This is a genomic window from Streptomyces sp. NPDC048637, from assembly GCF_040650675.1.
Classification (GTDB): Bacteria; Actinomycetota; Actinomycetes; order Streptomycetales; family Streptomycetaceae; genus Streptomyces.
In genome coordinates, this window is record NZ_JBEZHQ010000001.1 from 413,869 (window position 1) to 433,187 (window position 19,319).

The 19,319-nt window shown below is 70.4% G+C and carries 20 protein-coding genes and 2 pseudogenes; 14 read left to right on the forward strand and 8 right to left on the reverse strand.

Annotated features, from left to right (window positions below):
• Positions 1-96: 96 nt before the first annotated feature.
• Complete coding sequence (locus AB0C46_RS02020) at positions 97-765, reverse strand: CAP domain-containing protein (RefSeq protein ID WP_362824938.1); 669 nt, start codon at positions 763-765, stop codon at positions 97-99.
• A gap of 789 nt (positions 766-1,554) precedes the next feature.
• The gene (locus AB0C46_RS02025) at positions 1,555-2,301 is read right to left on the reverse strand and encodes a dienelactone hydrolase family protein (protein WP_362824940.1); all 747 of its coding nucleotides are present in this window, start codon (positions 2,299-2,301) and stop codon (positions 1,555-1,557) included.
• A 398-nt stretch (positions 2,302-2,699) separates the two neighbouring features.
• Here AB0C46_RS02025 and AB0C46_RS02030 point away from each other — a divergent pair, with 398 nt between their 5' ends.
• From AB0C46_RS02030 to AB0C46_RS02045, 4 genes are all read left to right on the forward strand, one after another.
• Positions 2,700-3,329, forward strand: a complete 630-nt coding sequence (locus tag AB0C46_RS02030; protein WP_362824941.1) for a TetR/AcrR family transcriptional regulator — start codon at positions 2,700-2,702, stop codon at positions 3,327-3,329.
• Positions 3,330-3,601: 272 nt separating this feature from the next.
• Positions 3,602-3,844, forward strand: a complete 243-nt coding sequence (locus tag AB0C46_RS02035; RefSeq protein WP_362824943.1) for a hypothetical protein — start codon at positions 3,602-3,604, stop codon at positions 3,842-3,844.
• Positions 3,845-4,085: 241 nt separating this feature from the next.
• Positions 4,086-4,289, forward strand: coding sequence for a DUF2180 family protein (locus AB0C46_RS02040; RefSeq protein WP_362824944.1), 204 nt, complete (start codon positions 4,086-4,088; stop codon positions 4,287-4,289).
• A 140-nt stretch (positions 4,290-4,429) separates the two neighbouring features.
• Entirely contained in the window at positions 4,430-5,176 is a 747-nt protein-coding gene (locus tag AB0C46_RS02045) for an alpha/beta hydrolase (RefSeq protein ID WP_362824945.1), read from the forward strand.
• Positions 5,177-5,376: 200 nt separating this feature from the next.
• Here AB0C46_RS02045 and AB0C46_RS02050 read toward each other — a convergent pair whose 3' ends face one another.
• Positions 5,377-6,036 (reverse strand): hypothetical protein, encoded by a 660-nt coding sequence (locus tag AB0C46_RS02050; RefSeq protein WP_362824946.1) that lies wholly within the window; start codon positions 6,034-6,036, stop codon positions 5,377-5,379.
• Positions 6,037-6,267: 231 nt separating this feature from the next.
• On the opposite strand from AB0C46_RS02050, the gene AB0C46_RS02055 reads away from it, so the two are divergent.
• Positions 6,268-7,554, forward strand: a complete 1,287-nt coding sequence (locus AB0C46_RS02055; protein WP_362824947.1) for an MFS transporter — start codon at positions 6,268-6,270, stop codon at positions 7,552-7,554.
• A gap of 113 nt (positions 7,555-7,667) precedes the next feature.
• Positions 7,668-8,353: pseudogene (locus AB0C46_RS02060) on the forward strand (DUF2238 domain-containing protein).
• 152 nt (positions 8,354-8,505) lie between these two features.
• Here the strand turns inward: AB0C46_RS02060 and gntA are convergent.
• Together gntA and AB0C46_RS02070 are read right to left on the reverse strand one after the other, a co-directional pair.
• The gene (gene gntA / locus AB0C46_RS02065) at positions 8,506-9,165 is read right to left on the reverse strand and encodes a guanitoxin biosynthesis heme-dependent pre-guanitoxin N-hydroxylase GntA (protein WP_362824949.1); all 660 of its coding nucleotides are present in this window, start codon (positions 9,163-9,165) and stop codon (positions 8,506-8,508) included.
• Between the two features lie 511 nt (positions 9,166-9,676).
• Complete coding sequence (locus AB0C46_RS02070) at positions 9,677-10,285, reverse strand: hypothetical protein (protein ID WP_362824951.1); 609 nt, start codon at positions 10,283-10,285, stop codon at positions 9,677-9,679.
• A gap of 376 nt (positions 10,286-10,661) precedes the next feature.
• On the opposite strand from AB0C46_RS02070, the gene AB0C46_RS02075 reads away from it, so the two are divergent.
• The 4 genes from AB0C46_RS02075 to AB0C46_RS02090 all read left to right on the forward strand — a co-directional run bounded on the left by AB0C46_RS02075 (position 10,662) and on the right by AB0C46_RS02090 (position 13,962).
• Complete coding sequence (locus tag AB0C46_RS02075) at positions 10,662-10,889, forward strand: hypothetical protein (RefSeq protein WP_362824952.1); 228 nt, start codon at positions 10,662-10,664, stop codon at positions 10,887-10,889.
• Between the two features lie 250 nt (positions 10,890-11,139).
• Positions 11,140-11,349 (forward strand): ferredoxin, encoded by a 210-nt coding sequence (locus tag AB0C46_RS02080; RefSeq protein WP_362824953.1) that lies wholly within the window; start codon positions 11,140-11,142, stop codon positions 11,347-11,349.
• The gene (locus AB0C46_RS02085) at positions 11,339-12,703 is read left to right on the forward strand and encodes an FAD-dependent oxidoreductase (protein ID WP_362824955.1); all 1,365 of its coding nucleotides are present in this window, start codon (positions 11,339-11,341) and stop codon (positions 12,701-12,703) included. The genes AB0C46_RS02080 and AB0C46_RS02085 overlap by 11 nt, the downstream gene beginning before the upstream one ends.
• Positions 12,704-12,741: 38 nt before the next feature.
• Positions 12,742-13,962 (forward strand): cytochrome P450, encoded by a 1,221-nt coding sequence (locus AB0C46_RS02090; protein ID WP_362824956.1) that lies wholly within the window; start codon positions 12,742-12,744, stop codon positions 13,960-13,962.
• Positions 13,963-14,091: 129 nt separating this feature from the next.
• On the opposite strand, the gene AB0C46_RS02095 is transcribed toward AB0C46_RS02090, so the two are convergent.
• Positions 14,092-14,274, reverse strand: a complete 183-nt coding sequence (locus AB0C46_RS02095) for a hypothetical protein (protein ID WP_362824957.1) — start codon at positions 14,272-14,274, stop codon at positions 14,092-14,094.
• Between the two features lie 78 nt (positions 14,275-14,352).
• On the opposite strand from AB0C46_RS02095, the pseudogene AB0C46_RS02100 reads away from it, so the two are divergent.
• A pseudogene (locus AB0C46_RS02100) lies at positions 14,353-14,595 on the forward strand (hydroxyurea phosphotransferase); the annotation flags it as partial.
• 106 nt (positions 14,596-14,701) lie between these two features.
• The gene (locus AB0C46_RS02105) at positions 14,702-15,322 is read left to right on the forward strand and encodes an L-threonylcarbamoyladenylate synthase (protein WP_362824959.1); all 621 of its coding nucleotides are present in this window, start codon (positions 14,702-14,704) and stop codon (positions 15,320-15,322) included.
• A 143-nt stretch (positions 15,323-15,465) separates the two neighbouring features.
• Here AB0C46_RS02105 and AB0C46_RS02110 read toward each other — a convergent pair whose 3' ends face one another.
• The gene (locus tag AB0C46_RS02110; RefSeq protein WP_362824961.1) at positions 15,466-15,870 is read right to left on the reverse strand and encodes a DUF5997 family protein; all 405 of its coding nucleotides are present in this window, start codon (positions 15,868-15,870) and stop codon (positions 15,466-15,468) included.
• A gap of 59 nt (positions 15,871-15,929) precedes the next feature.
• Between AB0C46_RS02110 and AB0C46_RS02115 the strand changes: the two genes are divergently transcribed.
• Both AB0C46_RS02115 and AB0C46_RS02120 read left to right on the forward strand, forming a co-directional pair.
• Complete coding sequence (locus AB0C46_RS02115) at positions 15,930-16,733, forward strand: LysR family substrate-binding domain-containing protein (protein ID WP_362824962.1); 804 nt, start codon at positions 15,930-15,932, stop codon at positions 16,731-16,733.
• 202 nt (positions 16,734-16,935) lie between these two features.
• Positions 16,936-17,583, forward strand: a complete 648-nt coding sequence (locus AB0C46_RS02120) for a CatB-related O-acetyltransferase (RefSeq protein ID WP_362824964.1) — start codon at positions 16,936-16,938, stop codon at positions 17,581-17,583.
• A gap of 96 nt (positions 17,584-17,679) precedes the next feature.
• Here AB0C46_RS02120 and AB0C46_RS02125 read toward each other — a convergent pair whose 3' ends face one another.
• The gene (locus AB0C46_RS02125) at positions 17,680-19,167 is read right to left on the reverse strand and encodes an alpha/beta hydrolase (RefSeq protein ID WP_362824966.1); all 1,488 of its coding nucleotides are present in this window, start codon (positions 19,165-19,167) and stop codon (positions 17,680-17,682) included.
• Between the last annotated feature and the right edge of the window lie 152 nt (positions 19,168-19,319).

Consider the following 19,319-nt stretch of genomic DNA (forward strand, 5'->3'; position numbering starts at 1 on the left):
GCATGTGGGGGAGGGGGCGACGCCCTCCGCAACGGGTGGCCGCCACCCTGGCGCGCTCAGTGCTTCGCCCAGGGGCGGGGCGGGGACCGATGCCCGTTATCGCGCAGTTCCGAAGTCCTGCGTCCAGTAGTCATCGGGCTGAGCGTGGCCGACGCCGATCTCCTTGAAGGAGCAGTCGAGGATGTTGCGCTTGTGGCCGGGGCTGGACATCCAGCCCTCCATCACGCTTTCGGGCGAGGAGTAACCGTAGGCGACGTTCTCGCCGTAGGAGCTCCAGCTGTAGCCGGCCCGAGTGATCCGGTCCTCCGGAGATGACCCATTGGAGCCGGTATGCGACATGTTCTTATGGTCCGCCATGTCCTTGCTGTGATCCTGGGCAGCCTTTGTCAGTTTTGCGTTCACGGTCAGCGGTGAGCAGCCGGCCTTGCGGCGCTCGCTGTTGACGAGTTCCACGACGCGGGCGGTGGCGCCGGATGCCGTGGCGGCGGCCTTCGAAGCGCTCGGGGACGCGGCAGGTGCCGGAGATTTCTTCGCCGCGGGCTTTGCGCCCTCATGGGCTTTCGACCACCGATGATCGGCGGACGCATTCTTCCAGTGGTCCTGGTGGCGGTCGCCCGCATTCTTCCAGTGGCCCTGGTGACGGCCGCCCGCATTCTCCTGCCCGTCCAGGCAGGCCATGGCAACGGAGGGCACGCCCACGGCGCCTAGGGCGACAGCAGCGATGGTTATCTGCCGGTAGCGCCGCTTCTTGCGATGTTGACTCATGCGTGACCTCACTCGGTAATTGCGGAGCGTCCCCGGCACGGCTGGCTCTGTGCAATCCCCGTGCCTGAGCTGCGAAGACGCCTTGCGGTTCGTCATTCTTGGGGCCGCCGGAGGACAAGGCAACGCGCTTCACTACTACTGAGCTTCGTAGTGCCGGAAGGCCCTTGCCATGGATCTACGAGCGTGCTGGTCCGGATTTCGGCGCTTTCGGAAATCGCTGTTGCCCCGTCAGATGCACTGATGTGCTCAAGGCGTGGGCAAAAGCACCAAGCGGGCCGAATGGCGACTGACCCTGCGCGAGGAATTCCCGGGTCAAGACGGACAAGTCACCTATGTCGCCAGGGCGCTTTCTACTATCCAGCTTAGTTGTTGCCGCGGTTCGATATGACGGATGTCACGATGCCGCGCGGAATCCGCTGGATGTGGGCACCGCGACAAGAACGGAACGGTGCATTTCGGCTCCTGGGTGGGCGTACGCGCGGGCGCTGATGCCGTGCCGTGGGAGTTCCTCCAGCGGCGCGGTGCCGACCCGTACGGCGAGCGTGCTGAACTGCGCGCTGCGCTCGGTGGGTTCACCCGGTTCAAGGGGGGCAACGCCACCCTGCGCGGGCGTGTGTCCGCCCGGGACGCAGGGAGCGTCGAGATGAAGGCGTTCCCCAAGTGGGCCCCGTCGCGGATCGCGGCCCAGAACGCTGAACTCCAGCGGCTGCGCCGCGGGCTCGAAAGCGCGGCCGTACGGCCAGGCCGCGGCGGCAGGGAGCCTTCAGATGTGGTGTCCGGGCCGGAGCCTCAGCTGTTGGTCAGGGTGCCGTCGAGGAGGGGGAGCAGGCGGTCCCAGTGAAGCCGCAGCGCGGCGGGGTCGAAGGCGTCGGTGTCGGCCATGGTGAAGCCGTGGAGGGTGCCGGGGTAGATCTCGGAGGTGTAGTCGACGCCCGCGGTGTCCAGGGCCTGGTTGAGCTCGCCGAGGGCCTCGGGCGTCATGTCGGTTTCGGCGTGGCCGAGGTGGACCTGGGCGGTGAGGGTGGAGAGGAGGCGCTGCAGGCTGTCGGGCCCGTCGGCGCCCACGGGGCCGTGGAATCCGGCGACGGCGGCCACCTGGCCGGGGTGGGCCGCGGCAGTGTGCATCGCCAGGAGGCCGCCTATGCAGTAGCCGGTCACCGCGACCGGTCCGGCGCCGACCTCGGGCTGGGCGGTGAGGAACCTGAGGTAGGCGTCGGCGTCGCTCAGGACACGTTCGGCGGTGTGCGCCTCGATCAAGGGCATCAACTGGGCGACGACCGCGGGCCGGACCTCTTCTCCGATGTGCTCGGGAAGTTCGATCAGCGGTGCCGGGCCGTGCCGGTAGAAGACGTTGGGGACGAGCACGTAGTACCCGTGCCCGGCCAGTTCGCAGGCCATCTCCCGCAGCGCGGGCCGGATGCCGAAGGCGTCCGCGTACATCAGCACGCCCGGGTGCCGCCCACCACGGTCGGGGTAGGCGGCGAAGGCGTCGGCCTGGCCGTCCGTGGTGGGAATCTGCAGTGTCTTGGTGGGCAAGTTCTTCCTTTCTTGGGCTGATGCCGGTGCACAGCCGCTATCGGGGTGGGGGTCCACGGGAGATCAACCCGGCGATGGTCTGCGATCGCCGGGCAAAACGGCAGGAACCGGAGCGGCGATGATCAAACCCGGCCGGTACCGGGAGGCCGGTCAGGTAGCTCCCTCCGGACCGGCGCCCTCTTCATGCCGGGCTACAGCCGTAGAAAATCGCCAGGTTGACCCGAATCGTGATCATTCTCGGCGACGCCGGCTGTCCGCTGATTCCTCGACGCCGGCGTTCGCGCGGTCCGCCCCGTCAAGTAAAGTACAACGTGTATGGCAGTGAGTGCAATGGTCATTGCACTTTCCTTCGGGTGGGTACCTTGACCAGGGCGGCAGCGGCGAGAGGGAAGTCACCCATGAGGCAGCGCATGGCGGAGAAGCGGGCGGCCATCGTGCAGGGCGCGCGCAAGGTCTTCGGGCGTGACGGCTATACGCGCACGAGCATCGACTCGATCGCCAAGGAGGCCGTGGTCTCCACCCGCACGATCTACAACCATTTCCCCGGTGGCAAGGCCCAGCTCTTCCGGGCCGTGGTGGTCGAGGGCTCGGAGTCGGTCGTCGAGGCGCGTCTCGACGCGATCGACCGACGGCTGCACAAGGTGACCGCGGCCGACCTGGAGCAGGACCTCGTCGAGTTCGTACAGGCCTGGGTCGCCCCGTTGCGCCAATGCGCCGACCATTTCGCGGTCATCCGGCAGATGCGAGTCGAAAGTGCCCATGTCCCCGAGGAGTTCCTCACGGCCTGGCGGCAGAGCGGACCGCAGCGGGCGGCCGACGCGGTGGCCGAGCGGTTCGAGCGGCTGGCCGCCGACGGGCTGCTCGCCACGGGCGATCCGGCGCGGGCGGCCCGCCACTTGCTGCTGCTCACAGTGGCCGAGATCAACGAGGAGAGCTTCCACGGGGCGTTGCCGCTCTCGGAGGAGGCGGAGGGCGCGATCATCGAGTCGGGCGTACGGGCCTTCCTGCAGGGATACGCGCCGCGTTGATTCGTTTTTGCGCACAGGGTGGGTGTCGGGCCGCGTCGGCGAGGCCGACCTGGCCGGGGAGGCCGCCACCCGTCCCTCGCGCCCTGGCCAAGAGGATCGGCGTCCCGCGGCGCGTCGTCCTCGTGCGCGAACTCGCCCCCGGCCTCAGGAGTCGTGAGGCGTCGAGGCGCAGGTGGGTGGTTTGTCTCTCATTTCGCGTCGAGCATGGCGCAGCGGAACCCGGGTACCGGGCCAGGACACTCAACGTACCCATGGAGGAGGCACGTCAACTGATGACCCGTCATGACGCGACCGGCGAAGACCGCACCCCAGTGCCCCATGACCTGCCGAACCACCAGGCTGATGCCGCCAGCCCGGTCCCCGACCCCTGGGACCCCGAGCTGTCGGAGAGCGAAAGCGACGGGCCCGACGAGACCGTGCCCGACACCGACCAGGCCGGCACCGGACGGACCGGCGGGCAAAAGGCCGCGGGGTTCCGCACCGACCAGCCCATTCCGCACGAGCCGGTCGACTGACCCGGTCCGGCTGCCGGTCCGGCTGCCGGACCGGCCGGCGCGACCGGCCGGAGACGAGGCAAGGGGCGGGCCCGTCCGTGGCCGTCGGACGGGGCCCGCCCCTCGCCCGGTGAGGAGGTGTCTTCTTTGGGGCGGCCAGGTGAGCCCCGCCCGACCCGGCATGTGCTTCCGCCTTCCGTCCTGCACCGCGACGTACATTGCCGTGGGGGCCCCGGCTCACCTCACGAGATCGGAATGTGCCATGAACTGCTACGACTGCGCGCCGGACCGCGGATCCACCGCCGCGGTGGCGATCTGCCGGAACTGCGGCGCCGCGCTGTGCCACCAGCATGCCCAGTCCGCCCCGCAGACCGTGGTCCGTGTACAGGGCGTAGGCAAGAGCACCCTGCCCGAGATGGCCCGCCGCATTGTGTGCACGATCTGCCGAGGCGCCCAGCCCGTCTGAGCCGGGTCCGCAGCAGACGTCGCCGGGTTCTGTACCCGGTGGCGGAGAGTTCTTGGTGCCACTGGATCTGACAGCGGTGCGTGCCACAGGCAGGGCCGCACGTACCCGGGTCGGGGCCGGTGGCCGGCAGGAGGCGGTCCATGACGACCTTTGTGCTGATTCCCGGTGCCGCGTGCGGCTCCTGGCACTGGCATCTGCTGGAGGCGGAGCTGCGGGCCCGGGGGCGTGTGGTGGTGAGTGTGGACCTGCCGTGTGAGGACGACGCGGCGGGTCTGGAGGAGTACGCGGACGCGGTCGTCGCCGCTGTCACGGGTCATAGCCGGCTGACGCTCGTGGCGCATTCGTTCGCCGGGTTCACGGCGCCGTTGGTGTGTGCGCGGGTGCCGGTGGATTCGCTGGTGCTGCTGGCGGCGATGGTGCCGTCGCCGGGGGAGACGCCGGACGAGTGGTGGGCGGCGACGGGACACCCGGACGCACAGGTCAGACGGGCCGGGCGGGCGGCCCAGCGGGCGGGCGGCGACACGGGGGCGGGCGATGACACGTGGGCGGAGGGCGTGCCGGAGGCCGCTGTGCCGGGGTCCGCCGCGGACCCGTTCTTCCAGGATCTGCCGCCGGGGCTGGCCGCGGAGGCGGCGGCCCGGTGGCGGCGGCAGTCCGAGACCCCTGCCGCGCGGCCCTGGCCGATGCGGGCCTGGCCCGATGTGGCGACCCGGTTTCTGCTGTGCCGTCAGGACCGCCTCTTCCCGGCACCGTTCCTGCGTGCGGTGGCGGCGGAGCGCCTGGGTGTGGTGCCCGACGAGATGGCGGGCGGGCACTTCCCGATGCTGTCCCGTCCGGTCGAGCTGGCGGACCGGCTGGAGCGCTACAGCGGGGCGCCGGCACGGTGACCGCCGGCCCGGTCGGTTGTGTCCACCGGGCCGGCGGTCGGTAGCTGTAGCCGTGGTCAGGGGGCGACCAAGACAGGAGCGGAGGGCATCCGGGAGGGACGCGGACGCCCTCCGTCCGGGGCCCGCCAGATGACGCCACAGCAGACCTCACGGCTCCGCGTCGCGCCCCTGGGCCGGGCCTGGTCGGCGGGCTGAATGCCTCAATGCCCCTTGGGGTGTGCCGTGTTCCCGTAGGGCAGATGGGAGAGGGCGGCGATCAGTCGCACCGGCAGGTACGTGGGCCACCCGGGCCGGGTCACCTGGTAGGCGACGTATCCGAGGGAGCTGCCCACCTGTACCTCCTCCGCCGTCTCTGCCTCGTAGACCACCCGGCAGGGGCCCGCGGCCTTTTTGGCGCGCTTCCACAGGGCGGGGGCGGGCTTCCGCTCCGCCTCCGTCCGCGGGGTGAAGATGCGGTCGCCGAAGTCCGACCAGGCGAACGGGGTGGTGCCCGCCCAGTCCTTGTCGATCACCTTCTTCAGCTCCGCCGCACGCTCCGCGTCGGTGGAGCCCCAGGAGGGCGGCACATTGGTGATCAGGCCGACGGGAATATGGCGGGCGCGCAGTGCACGCAGATACTGGGCTGCTCCCGGCAGATACCGCACGCTCTTGTCCTCGGCCGTGTGCACCAAGGTCTCACCGAGATCGAAATACACGACGACGCACCGGCCCGCACGAGCCCCGTCCCCGGCGGTGCGCGGTGCGGCCTCGGCGGCGCCCGCGCCCGGCACGGCTAACGCCGCCATGCCGCCCAGCGCGAGCAGCATGCGCCAGGTGATTCTGCGGGGGGTGGAGTTCTCTTTCGCGGCTGTCTTCTTCATGGGGGGTAGTCCTTCGCGTAGGGGGCGTTCGATCGTATCCGCGCCATGTGCACGTCAGTACTGAGTTCGGCCGAACCGGCCGGGATCGGACGTGCCGGTCGCCAGAAGGCCGAATTGGCCCACTCCCGCGGGGCGCCATTGGATCTGTCCACCGGACCGGCGGCTGTCTAGCGTCATTGCGTCAACGCCTCTTGAACGCCCGGCCGTCCGGCCGTCGTACCTGGGAGTCCTGTGTCCCTGCGGATCCTGCCGCCGGCCGGCGCACCACGCGTCCTCGCCGCGGCCCAGCTGAGCAACTCGGTCGGCGACGGCGCCTTTTACGTCTGCTCGGCGCTCTACTTCACCCGGGTCATCGGCCTGTCGCCCACCCAGATCGGCCTGGGGCTGACCGTGGCGTGGGCCGTCGGTTCGGTCGCGGGAGTGCCGCTGGGCGCGCTCGCCGACCGCCGGGGGCCGCGCGGCACCGCGGTGCTGCTCGCCCTGGCCACCAGTATCGCCGTCGCCTCGTTCCTGTTCATCCGCTCCTTCGTGCCGTTCCTCGTCGTCGTGTGTCTGTACGCCACCGCGCAGTGCGGACTGGCCGCGGCCCGCCAGGCGCTGCTCGCGGGGCTCGTGGACCGCACGGCCCGGACCGGCGTACTGGCCCACCTCCAGTCGATGCTCAACGCCGGGCTGGCCCTCGGCGCGGCCCTCGGCGGACTGGCCCTGCAGTACGACACCCAAGAGGCCTACCTCGCGGTCTTCGCCCTGGACGCGGTGGGCTTCCTGAGCTGCACGGCGGTGCTGCTCCTGCTGCCCGCGGTGGCCCCGGTCGCGGGCCGTACGGGCGGTGAGCCGCGGTTCGCGGTGCTGCGCGACCGCCCGTACGCCGCGCTGACCTTCCTCAACGCGGTCCTGCTGCTGCGGATGCCGCTGCTCAGCCTTGCCATCCCGCTGTGGATCGTGGCGCGTACGGACGCGCCGAGCTGGCTGGTGTCGGCGCTGTTCGTCCTCAACACCCTTGGCGTCATGGCCTTCCAGGTCTGCACGGCCCGGACGGTGACCGGACTGCGCACCGCCTCGCGGGCCGTGTGGCACTCCTGCCTGATCATGCTTGCCTCGTGTCTGGTCTTCGCCTTGTCGGCCGCGGGAATGCCGCCGTGGGGGGCCGGTGTGGTGCTCGTCGTGGGCGCGGTGCTCCAGCTCGTCGGAGAGATGCTGCAGTCGGCCGGATCCTGGCAGATCAGCTTCGACCTGGCGCCGCCTCATCAAGTCGGCCAGTACCAGGGCTTCTTCGGCACGGGCGTGCCGCTGGCGCGCACGCTGGGCCCCCTGCTGCTCACCTCGCTGCTGGTCACGTGGGGGGTACCGGGCTGGTTCGTGCTGGGGGCGCTGTTCCTGGTGGCCGGGCTCGGGATGGGCGCGGTGGTGCACTGGGCGGAACGCGACCGGGCACGGCGGCCCGGTCCGTCGGCGGACGGGACGGCGGCGGGGAGCGCCGGTGACTGTTCCGCCCCGCGGCAGCCTGTCGTTCAGTGATCGTTTATAGCGCGACGGCAGCGTGGCCGGGCATGCGCCGTACGCGACGCCCCGGCCGCCCGCCCCGTGGCGGTGCCGCGCCGACCCGTACCCGATGTCTCCGAGGCTGATCCATGAAGGCCATGACCGCTCCCCGCCCACTGCCGCCGGTGCTGCTCGCGGCGGTGCTCCTCGCCCTGGCCTTGTCGGGCCTCCAGCCGTACGACCGCGCTACCTGGCTCATGGAGACCTGCTGGGTGATCGTCGGTCTGCCGGTGCTGGTCGCGGTGCGGAAACGCTTTCCGCTCAGTCCGCTCCTGTGCTGCCTGCTCGCCGCGCACGCACTGGTCCTGATCGTCGGCGGCCACTCCACCTACGCCGAGGTCCTGGTGGGGCACTGGCTGCAGGACGTGCTGGACCGATCCCGTAATCCCTACGACCGCATCGGGCATCTCATGCAGGGCTTGGTGCCCGCCATTGCAGGGCTTGGTGCCCGCCATTGCAGGGCTTTGTGCCCGCCATCCTGGTCCGCGAACTGCTGGTCCGGACTTCCCCGTTGCGTGGCAGCGCCTGGCCGGCCCCGCTGACCGTGTGCGCATGCCTGGCCTTCAGTGCGTTCTTCGAGATGATCGAGTGGTGGGCGGCGCTGGCCGGTGGCGCCGCGGCTGATGCGTTTCTCGCCACCCAGGGCGACCAGTGGGACACCCAGTGGGACATGGCCTGCGCCCTCCTCGGAGCGGTCGTCCCGCTGCTGCTCCTCAGCCGCCTCCAGGACCGCCAGCTCGCCCGGCTCGGCACCGGGGAGGCCCGGACTACCTGACGGGCCCCTGGGGCGTCGGTCAGGGAGCTCCGCCCCGCCGAGGGCGGTGCCGGGGCTGTCGTCGCGGCACCGCCGCCCACGGGCGAGGGCCGGGCGGGCGGCGGATGCGCGCGGCAGCTCGGCGCTGTCGCTCCTGACGGATGCCGACGGGCTCAGACCCGGGCGGAAAAGGGGCAGGCCCAGTCGGCCGGCTTGGGACGGCCAGAGTAGCGCCGGGCCTCGGAGAGCTTTTCGTACTCCAGGAGATTGGGGTTGATGCTGCCCTGCAGCTCGATGTCCTGCTTGCGGATCTTCTCCGCCAGCCGGTCCCACAGACCGGCGGCCTTTATCCGGTCGAACTGGTGGTGGGAGTTGAAGGCGAGCATCGGGAACGGCGGGCGGCGGCCGACCCGGCTGTGAGTCTCGTGCAGCCCGATCACGAAGAACGGGTGCCCGGCGACGCTGTAGGCGAAGGCACCGGACGACGGGTCGGGATCGTAGCCCTCGGCCCAGGAGTGCGTGCGGCTGTCGTGGTCGTGCAGCGCCTGCAGCTGCTGCCACAAATGCCGCTCGAACTCGGTCTCCGACAGGTTCAGAGGGCCGGAGAAGGTGGCCACGAAGCTTGTGAAGGGTTTGGCGGCCCAGTCCACCGCCTCCACATACGCCTGCAGATCAGCCGCCATCTGCTCGCCCGTGGTGTCATCACCGAACCATGTGTAGTGGCGGTGGGTGATGCCACCCTGTCGCCATGCTGAACGGCCGGCCAGGCAAGCAAAGGAGTCGCCGAGCAGGAACTGCCCGACTTCGGTGGCGGCGGAGACGTCAACCGTCATGTTCGTGACCTTCGGTGAGTGGGCCAATACCCCTGGTGGGGGCCCTGGCAGGGGTGGGACTCTGGCAGTCAAGATCGGGCAGGGCCAGTTCGTCAAGACTCGGCCGATTCACCCCCCTGCGACTGTCCTCACCGACAGCGTCAGGACTGCGGTTGCGGTGGCCCGTCGCCCGCCGGGACGCGACCACGCGCGGACCCGCCGGACGGCTCGTTCCCGCCCGGCGACCGCAGGTCGATCTGGATCGTTTTCGCAGCTCGGGCAGCTGATCGCCGTGGCGGACCACTGCGCCCCGACCATACAGGCGATCCGGCTGATCGCACGACTTGCGGTGTGATTCCGCCTGCGGCGGCCGCCCGCGGCCAGGCTGTTGCGCCCAGGCCGGAGACCTCTTGGCCTTCGCCGGATACCTCGCCCAGGGACGGGGTCCGGCTCGGCTCACCGTCGGCGAGGCCCACCACGAGGCTGGGGCCGTGGGGCCGACGGTGTCGCCGAGCACCGGACGACGTACCCGTCAGGCAGGGGTGGAAGCGGCCTCCTTCTGGGAAGCGGCCGCATCGGTTTCCTGCGCCTCGGCGCCGGCCACGGGGCGGGAGTAGAAGACGCTCCTGCCTTGCTTGCTGCGGTGCGCAAGGCCCTTGGCGACGAGTGAGGTCTCCAGGGTGTTGCGTACGGCGGTCTCCGGTGCGGAGTGGTCCGGGTGCTCCTGCGCCAGCAGCTTCGTCATCTCCGCCACCGTGCGCGGCTGCTCGTCAAGAAGTCCGAGAACGCGGTCGGCGCGGGTGGAGTTCCGCCGGTCGGCGCCGGTCCGGGGCGGCTTGGCCTTCCGCGTCTTCTTCTTCGCGGTCTTCGCGGTCTTCGCCACCTTGGCCGGGGGCTTCGACGCCGGCTTGGCCTTCGGCGCGGTGGCCTGCGCCCGACGCGCCGGGGGTACTGTCACCGGTTTCGTCACCGCGGGTTCGGGCTCCGCCGGCTGCGGTGCGACGGCTGCCTTCCGGGTACCGGCTCCGAAGTGCTTCTGGAGGTCCTCCAGCTTCCCCTTGAGCTTCTGCAGCTCGTCGATCTCTTTCGCGATGCTCTCCAGTTTGGCAGCTACCTGCGCAGCGAATTCCGAGTCTGACATGACACAGCCTGCTCTCTATCGCCTGATCGATCTACGGTTGGCTGGATGTTACTCACCTCTCTCCGCAATTAACCCATAGTCGCGCTCCCTTATCGTCGGGAACATGGTGCACGTGATCGGCTCAACTGCTCAACGAGCCTACTTTCATGAGGAGTTGAGGTGCTGCGCAAGCAGTCTGCGTCAGTCAAGAAATGAGCGGTGAATGAGCCATACGGGACGTGTCCGCGGCCCCTTGGACCGTGCGCCCAGGAGCTGAACTCCGTCCGGATGCCACGGACTCCGCTCGGCCGAACTCGATCTCAGAGCCCCGTCTTTACGGGATTTCCGTGGACGGGGGATGCCCAGTGATACCCAGGAGTGGGTCAGGTATGCATGCGTGCGCTGTCAGGTGTTGCGCGACCGCCTCGACGGCACGGTCACCGAACTCGTCCGCCGCGAGCAGACACTGAGCGGTGAGGAGGCACGGCAGGCGACCGATGACGTGCTGGACGCGTACATCAACTTCGTCTGCCGGTCCGCGAAAAGGTACCGCGATGGCTTCCCGGTCACCGCGCATCCCGACGCCGCCCCGGGGGAGAGCGACCCGGGAGCGCCTTCGGCCTGAGGTGCGAGTCGCGAGTCGTGAGGTGTGAGTCGTGAGGTGTGAGTCGTGAGGTGTGAGTCGTGAGGTGTGATGCCTGAAGCGTGACGTCTGAAGTGTGAGGCGTGAGGCGCGTGGGGTGAGTGGCCGGTGGGCGCTTCTGCTCACTCCGGGTAAACCCTCGGATGGCCGAGCATCATCTGCGCCGCGCCGCCACCGGTAGTAGGACGGAGACGACGGGCGTGACCGTGGGCGGTGGGAGGAGTGGCTCGGGTTGAACATCGTCGTAGATCTCAATCGCTGTCAGGGCTATGCCCAGTGCGCGTTCCTCGCCCCCGAGGTGTTCACGATGCATGGCGAGGAATCCCTGCTCTACCACCCGGTCGTGCCGGACGGGCAGCTGGAACAGGTGCGCCGGGCCATGGCGGCGTGCCCGGTGCAGGCCATCCTCATGGGCGAGGAGGCGGGCGCCCGTGCGCGGTGAACCCTACGACGGCCGGATCGTCATCGTCGGTGCGTCGCTCACGGGGCTGCGGGCCGCCGAGACGCTCCGGGAGGAGGGTTTCACCGGCTCGCTGACCCTGGTCGGCGAGGAACCGCGGCCCCCCTACGACAGGCCTCCGCTGTCCAAGCAGGTGCTGCTCGGGAGGGTTCCCGCCGGCGACACCGGGCTTCCACAGCGCCGTGACGTCGATGCGCAGTGGAAGCTCGGAGTGCGTGCCACCGGACTTGATCCGATCGGGAAACGGGTACTTCTCGCCGACGGCGGGGAAGTGCCCTTCGACCGGCTGCTGATCGCCACCGGAACCCGTGCCCGGCCCTGGCCGAACCCGGCCGAGGCCGCCTTGGACGGGGTGTTCACCCTGCGCACCAGCGACGACGCGCGCCGCCTTGCGGAGCGCCTCGACTCCGGACCGCGCCGCGTCCTGGTCATCGGCGCCGGCTTCACCGGTTCGGAGATCGCCTCCGCCTGCCGGGAGCGCGGCCTGGCGGTGACGGTCGCGGAGCGGGGCCCGGCGCCCCTCGTCGGCGCACTCGGCGGAACGCTGGGCGAGCTTGCCGCGAAGTTGCAGCGCGCGCACGGTGTCGACCTGCGCTGTGGAGTGACGGTCACTGCCCTGGAGGGCAACGGCCGGCTCACCGGCGCACAGTTCTCCGACGGCACACGGATCGATGCCGACATCGCCGTGGTCGCCCTGGGCGCGGTCCGCAACACCGAATGGCTGGCCGAATCGGGACTCGCCGCGGGCCCCCGCGGGGTGACCTGCGATGCGGGGTGCCGCGCCTTCGACATGTACGGGATCGTCACCGACGACATCTTCGCCGCCGGTGATATCGCCCGGTTCCCGCACCCGCTCTTCGAGTACCAGCTGCTCTCCCTGGAGCACTGGGGCAACGCGGTCGCACAGGCCCAGGTGGCGGCCCACAACATGGTCAATCCGGGGCCGCGCAGACTCCCGCACCTGACGGTACCGGCCTTCTGGTCCAGCCAGTTCGGCCTCAACATCAAGTCCGTGGGCGTGCCCACCTTCTCCGACCAGGTGGTCATTGCCCAGGGCTCGCTGAAGAACGCCCGGCTGGTCGCCGTCTACGGCTACCGGGGGCGGGTCACCGCGGCCGTGAGCGTGAACCAGGCCAGGTCACTGGAGTACTACCAGCGGCTGATCGAGACGGCCGCGCCGTTTCCGCCCGCGCCGGGAGCCGCCGACCAGATCGAGTCCCCGGTCCCCGTCCCCTCCGACGTGCCGGACCCGAAGATGCTCTCGCACGGTCCGACCGTCGCCCTCACCGGTCATCTGCCGGACCGACGCCTGACGGTGGTGCAACCGGCCCGCTGAGTCCACCGTCACTCCATAGCGATGAGGAGCCCCCGCGCATGGCTGCGGACACCCTGTTCCAACGGATCACCGACTACGCCCACCGTGCCGACCCCTATCCGCTGTACGCCGAACTCCGCGAGAACCGCGTGGCACGGCAGGAGGACGGCAGTTACCTGGTCGGGACCTACCACGAGATCGCAGCCCTGCTCCACGATCCGCGGGTCAGTTCGGACCGCCGCAACCGCACCGCACCGGACGAGACCGAGGCCGGCGAGGGAGGACTCCCGCCGGCCTTCATCGGGCTCGACGACCCCGAACACCACCGGCTGCGGAGCCTGGCGATGTGGTCCTTCGGCCCGCCCCACACCCCCGGCCGGATCGATGCCATGCACGGCGAAATCACCCGCATCGTCAAGGACCTCATCGCCGAACTGGAGGGCAAGGAGCGGATCGACATCGTCGACGACTTCGCCTACCCGCTCCCCGTCACCGTGATCTGCCGCCTCCTGGGCGTACCGATCGAGGACGAGCCGCAGTTCCGCCAGTGGTCGGACGCGATCGTCGCCGGCATCGACCCCAGCCCCGGGGAGGACACGGAGCGCCAACGCGCCGCCGCGGAGGCCCGGAAGACCATGGGCCTGTATCTGGGAGAGCTCGCCGGAAAGCGCCGCGACCATCCGTCCGACGACATGCTCTCCGCCTTCGCCACGGGCCACGGCACCGACGGGCAGCTCACCCAGCTCGAAATCATGACCACCTCCGTGCTGCTGCTGATCGCCGGTCACGAGACCACCGTCAACCTGATCACCAACGGCGTCCTCACTCTGCTGCGCCACCCTGACCAGCTGGCACGTCTGCGCAGCGACCCCGGCCTGATGCCCCGGGCAGTGGAGGAGCTGCTGCGCTACGAGCCCCCCGTCCAGATGCTCCCGCAGCGCACCCCACTGGCCGACATCGAGATCTCGGGACTCACCATCCCCAAGGGCGCCCCCCTCATCCTGATGCTCGCCTCCGGCAATCGTGACCCCGAACGGTTCCGTGACCCCGACTGCTTCGACCCGACCCGCGAGGACAACCAGCACCTCGGCTTCGGCAGCGGCATCCACAGCTGCTTCGGCGCCCCGCTCGCCCGTCTGGAAGCCCAGATCGCCCTGAACGCACTCCTCCAGCACCTCGACACTCCCCGCCTGGTCGAGGACCCGCCTGAGTACCGGCGCAGCCCGGTACTGCGCGGCCCCCGGCACTTGCTCGTCGAGCGCGGCCGAGGGGATGCGTAAGGCGTCCGGAGCATCAGGGAGAGTCCCGGACCGTCGCCGCAGACATCCACAGACATCCACAGACATCCGCAGATCCGTAGGCCTCCGGAGACCTCCGTACCGATCGGCGCGCTCGCGGTCACGGCCCGGTCAGGTGAGGAAGGCGGCCGGCAGCAGCCCGCCACCGAGGAACGCGGGCAGGATCAGGCGGGCCGGCCGCACCGCCCCGAAGCTGAATGGCGGCGAGCGCGAGGTCGAAATCGCCGAGCCGGCCGGCGAGTTGGGCGAGTACGGCGCGGAAGCGCGGGCGCTCGGGATCCGTCTCGATGGCACGCTCCATCCCGGACCATCGCCCGAGCGAGCTCCGCCTGGCCGGTCGCACCGCCGCTCCACGCGTACTTCGCCAGAATCCCCAAGCCGCTGGCCGGCGACCCGGGCTTCGAGCTGATGCCCGCGCTCTCCCATGACTTCGACCCGTCCGAAGTGCGCTACCGCTTCGACCTGATGACCGAGGTGCTGGGCCTCGACCGGCAGCGGGCGGCCGCATGGACGCTGGGGCGGGCCCTGCAGAACCTGCTGTGGAACATCGAGGACGAGGAGGACGAGCTGGACCAGGAGCAGCTCGCGATCGCCCGGCTGCTGCTCGGGCGGTGACCCGGCTGATGCCGCGGCCACGGGACACGCTCTCCGGGCGCCCTCCGCGGGGCAGCGGCATCCCGCCCATCCGGGCGCGGGAGTCCTGATCACGTACGCTCGACGGATGGCGAAGTATTTCGACGTGCACCCCGAGAATCCTCAGCGGCGCACCATCAGCACTGTGGCCGACAGCATCCGCTCCGGCGCGCTCATCGCATACCCGACGGACTCCTGCTTTGCACTGGGATGCCAGTTGGGCAGTCGCAGCGGCATCGACCGGATCCGGTCGATCCGCAACCTCGACGACCGTCACCACTTCACCCTCGTGTGCCAGAACTTTTCGCAGCTGGGTCAGTTCGTGCACATCGATAATGACGTGTTCCGCGCGATCAAGGCAGCCACACCCGGCAGTTACACCTTCATCCTTCCCGCGACGAAGGAGGTGCCGCGCCAGCTGCTGCACCCGAAGAAGAAGACGGTCGGCGTGCGGATCCCGGACCATGTCGTCCCGCAGGCCCTGCTCGCCGACCTCGGTGAGCCGCTGCTCTCCAGCACCCTGCTCCTGCCCGACGAGGAGGAGCCGATGACGCAGGGGTGGGAGATCAAGGAACGGCTCGACCACGTGGTGGACGCCGTGCTCGACTCGGGCGACTGCGGCACCGAGCCGACCACGGTCATCGACTTCTCCGGCGGCGATGTCGAAATCGTCCGCCGAGGGGCGGGAGACCCTTCGCGATTCGAGTGACCGGTCTCGCGCAGGGTGTCGCGCTCGTGACGGCCGGCTACTCGTGACGGTCGGCTACGGGTGGAGTGCGCCGCCCGCCTGGCCGGGCCGGGCGGGCAGGTACGAACCCGCGCGCCCGCGGCCGGCATCGTTCAGGGGCAGAGTCAGGAGTTCGGGCGGCCGGGCTGCTCGCCGCGCTCCGCGTTCTTCTCCTTGATCCGCACGGCTTCCTTGCGGACCTCGGCCTGGGTGGCGCGCTCCCGCTGCAGCCACTCGGGGCTTTCCTCCTTCAGCGCGTCAATCTGCTCCGTGGTGAGAGCCTCCGTGACACCGGCGCGGGCGAGACCGGAGATGGAGACGCCCAGCTTCGCCGCGACCACCGGCCGGGGGTGCGGGCCGTTGCGTCGCAGTTCCAGCAGCCACTCGGGCGGATCGGCCTGCAGTGCGTTCAACTCGGTGCGCGAGACGACACCCTCCTGGAACTCGGTGGGGGTGGCCTCGAGGTACACACCCAGCTTCTTCGCCGCGGTCGCGGGCTTCATCGTCTGGGGGGTCTGGTGCGACTTCATGGTGTCAAGGGTATCGAGCATGTGCGCTACCTCCGACCACGACCGGTAACCTGGCGGGCGTGACAAGCTCGGAAGCATCCCCGTCGTTCCGGCTCGCCTATGTCCCGGGAGTGACGCCCACGAAGTGGGTGCGGATCTGGAACGAGCGGCTGCCCGACGTCCCACTGACCCTGATCGCGGTGCCCGCCACCGAAGCCTGTGAGCTGTTGCGGGACGGTGGCGCCGACGCGGGCTTTGTGCGGTTGCCGGTCGACCGGACGGATCTCGCGGCGATTCCGCTCTACACCGAGACGACCGTGGTCGTGGTCCCGAAGGACCACCTCGTGACGGCGGTCGAGGAGGTGGCTGCCGAGGACCTGGCCGACGAGATCGTGCTGCACCCGCTCGACGAGACCCTCGACTGGGAGCGCCGGCCGGGACGGCCCGCGAATGAGCGCCCGGCCACGACGGCGGACGCCATCGAGCTGGTGGCGGCAGGGGTGGGGCTCCTCGTGGTCCCGCAGTCACTCGCCCGTCTGCACCACCGCAAGGACCTCACCTACCGGCCGGTTACGGACGCCCCCGCGTCGCGCATTGCGCTGTCCTGGCTGCAGGAAGAGACCACCGACCTGGTGGAGGACTTCATCGGGATCGTCCGCGGGCGGACCGTGAACAGCACACGGGGGCGCGCGCAGGCCCCGGCCCCGGCACAGCCGAAGAGCAAGCGCCCCGAGGCGGGCGGCGCCCGGCGGAAGCCCGCGGCAGGCAAGACAGCAGGCAAGACAACAGGCAAGACAGCTGGCAAACCGGCCGGCAGGAATCCGCGGAGCGGTTCCGGCGGGCCCAAGGGCGGCCGGCGCGGCAAGCCTCGCGGCCGGTCGTAGCTCCGGCACCGCGCCACCGACGCATCCGCGCGGCGCTCACCCGGCGGCCCGGCCCGCGGGAGGGGCAGGAGGAACGCTCCGGCGGCTCGGCAGGACAGCGCCGCGGCTCCGTGCGAACGGCGAAAGTCGGTGGATCGGCACGGCGGACATGGTGATCATGGGAGGGTCCGGTCCGCGCGGTGTGAGAGAAAGCTGATGCGTGATGCCTGCTGTTCCTGCTGATCCGACCGTGGTGCACCCGATGCCAGGGCAGTCGCGTGTGGTGCTGCTGAAGCCCTTGGTGACCTCGCCGCTGATCGAGGTCGGGGAGTTCTCCTACTACGACGACCCGGACGATCCGACGGCGTTCGAGACCCGCAATGTGCTCTATCACTACGGGCCGGAGAGGCTGGTCATCGGGAAGTTCTGTGCGCTGGGGGAGGGGGTGCGGTTCGTCATGAACGGTGCCAACCACCGTATGGACGGCCCCTCCACGTTCCCGTTCCCCATCATGGGCGGCTCCTGGGCCGAACACTTCGAGCTGATCACCGGCCTGCCCGGCCGGGGGGACACCGTGGTCGGCAACGATGTCTGGTTCGGATACCGCGCCATGGTGATGCCGGGGGTCCGCATCGGTCATGGCGCGGTGATCGCGTCCGGGGCCGTGGTCGTCGAGGATGTCCCGGACTACGGGATCGTCGGCGGGAACCCGGCCCGGCTGATCCGGCGCCGCTTCGACGACGCGGACATCGCCCGCCTCCTGGCGCTGGCCTGGTGGGACTGGCCGGTCGAGCACCTCACCGCGCACCTCCCGACGATCATGTCCGGCAGCGTCGACGCTCTTGCGGCCGTGGCCCCCGGGAAGAAGTAGCCTCACCGGCGCGCGGACTCCTGCTGTGTGACGTTCGGGTGGCGCGTCAGGATGTCCGAACTCCCCACGGCTGCCCGGAATTTGAGCTGTCGAGGCTCACGGTGTGGGCAGTCCGGGCCCGGTGCAGTGCACATCGGCGCGCGGCACGGTTCCGTCGGTCAGATAGGCCGCGGCGGTCTCGTCCACACAGCCGTTGCCCCGGCTGGCGAACACCCCGTGCGAGTAGTCGTCGTGGAGGGAGACCAGACGGGAGCCGGGCAGCCGCCGCTGCAGTGCCCGGGCGCCCTCGATGGGGGTGACGGGGTCGTGCTCGGAGGCGATCAGCAGGACCGGTGGCGCGTCGGGGCTGCCGAGCGGCGTACTGTGCGCGGGCCGGTGGTGCCAGTACGCGCACACCGAGGCCTCCATCCCGGTGAGCACCGGCTGCGGGTCGAGCTGCCGCATCCGCCGGATGTCGGCGACGACCCGGGCGGGCGAGGGCGCCGGTCCGTCCGCGCACTTGACCGTGCGGTTGGCGGCTTCGAACGTACGTGACGCGGCGCCGTCGAAGGGCTCTGCCGGGCGCAGCGGGCCGGTGGTGCCGTCGCGCATATAGGTGCGCAGACCGTCGGCGAGGCCCGCCCAGCGTTCGGTGCGGCCCAGCGCCCGGTACACGGCGCGGTCGAACTCCGCCGCCCCGAAGCCGTCCACGGGGCGTTCGGCGAGACCGTCCCGGACCCGCTGGTACGCGGCGCGGACCGCTGCCCCGTCCGCACCGAGGCCGAAGCGCTTCTCGTGCCGGGCCGCCCAGGCGAAGAACACCGCCCGCTGACGCACCAGCGCCCGGCTCTGGAGCAGGTCGAAGTCGTACCACTCCCCGGGGCCGACGACGCTGTCCAGCACCATCCGGCCCACCCGGTGCGGGAATTGGGCGGCGTAGGCGGCCCCGAGGTAGCTGCCGTAGGAGACACCGAGATAGCCGATCCGGCGCTCACCGAGCGCCTCCCGTATGGCGTCCATGTCGCGGGCGGTCTCGGTGGTCGACAGATGCGGCAGTGCGTCCTTGACGTGCTGGGCGCAGTCGTCCGCGGTCCGCCGCAGTCCGTCGAGGTATGCCTGCTCGGCGGTCCGCCCCGCCGGCACCGGGTCCTGCCCCGGGCTGTCGAAGAGGCCGCCCATCGGGCCGCAGTCCGCGGGCGCGCTCGCACCGGTGCCGCGCGGGTCAAAGCCGATCACGTCGTACGAACGCCGCACCCGCTCCGGCAGTTTGGCGCGCTTGGTCACCGCGTAGGGGAGGCCCGAACCGCCGGGCCCGCCCGGGTTGACCAGCAGGACGCCGCGCCGCTCGGAGGCCGGTCCGGAGGCGCGGACCCGGGACACGGCGATGTCGAGGTGCTTGCCGTGCGGGTGGCTCCGGTCGAGCGGGACGCTCAGCCGGCCGCATTCGACGCGGTCGGGTGCGGGCGGGGCCGGTACGGAGTCCGGACAGGCGCCGAAGCGGAGAGCCGGTGGCGGGGGAGCAGCGGGCGCGGGGGCGGCCGGGAGCAGGGCGGCGGTGGCCGTCAGGGCGCAGAGCAGGCCCGTGCGGCGTACGGCAGGAATCACAGGTCTCGCATTCAGGAGTGCGGCGGAGGATGCCGCAGGACTTGGTAGTGAAAATGATTATCGTTTACAGTGTGGCCCGGTCAAGCCGGACGGCCCTCGCCAAGGGGCCACCGCTCCGTCAAGTACCGCCGCAACAACGGCCGGACAATGCT

Bases quoted from the DNA above. Each gene is read 5' to 3' on its own strand.
- AB0C46_RS02020 (WP_362824938.1), bottom strand. From the start codon at position 765: ATGAGTCAACATCGCAAGAAGCGGCGCTACCGGCAGATAACCATCGCT.
- AB0C46_RS02030 (WP_362824941.1), top strand. From the start codon at position 2,700: ATGAGGCAGCGCATGGCGGAGAAGCGGGCGGCCATCGTGCAGGGCGCG.
- AB0C46_RS02035 (WP_362824943.1), top strand. From the start codon at position 3,602: ATGACCCGTCATGACGCGACCGGCGAAGACCGCACCCCAGTGCCCCAT.
- AB0C46_RS02040 (WP_362824944.1), top strand. From the start codon at position 4,086: ATGAACTGCTACGACTGCGCGCCGGACCGCGGATCCACCGCCGCGGTG.
- AB0C46_RS02045 (WP_362824945.1), top strand. From the start codon at position 4,430: ATGACGACCTTTGTGCTGATTCCCGGTGCCGCGTGCGGCTCCTGGCAC.
- AB0C46_RS02050 (WP_362824946.1), bottom strand. From the start codon at position 6,036: ATGAAGAAGACAGCCGCGAAAGAGAACTCCACCCCCCGCAGAATCACC.
- gntA (WP_362824949.1), bottom strand. From the start codon at position 9,165: ATGACGGTTGACGTCTCCGCCGCCACCGAAGTCGGGCAGTTCCTGCTC.
- AB0C46_RS02070 (WP_362824951.1), bottom strand. From the start codon at position 10,285: ATGTCAGACTCGGAATTCGCTGCGCAGGTAGCTGCCAAACTGGAGAGC.
- AB0C46_RS02090 (WP_362824956.1), top strand. From the start codon at position 12,742: ATGGCTGCGGACACCCTGTTCCAACGGATCACCGACTACGCCCACCGT.
- AB0C46_RS02105 (WP_362824959.1), top strand. From the start codon at position 14,702: ATGGCGAAGTATTTCGACGTGCACCCCGAGAATCCTCAGCGGCGCACC.
- AB0C46_RS02110 (WP_362824961.1), bottom strand. From the start codon at position 15,870: ATGAAGTCGCACCAGACCCCCCAGACGATGAAGCCCGCGACCGCGGCG.
- AB0C46_RS02120 (WP_362824964.1), top strand. From the start codon at position 16,936: ATGCCTGCTGTTCCTGCTGATCCGACCGTGGTGCACCCGATGCCAGGG.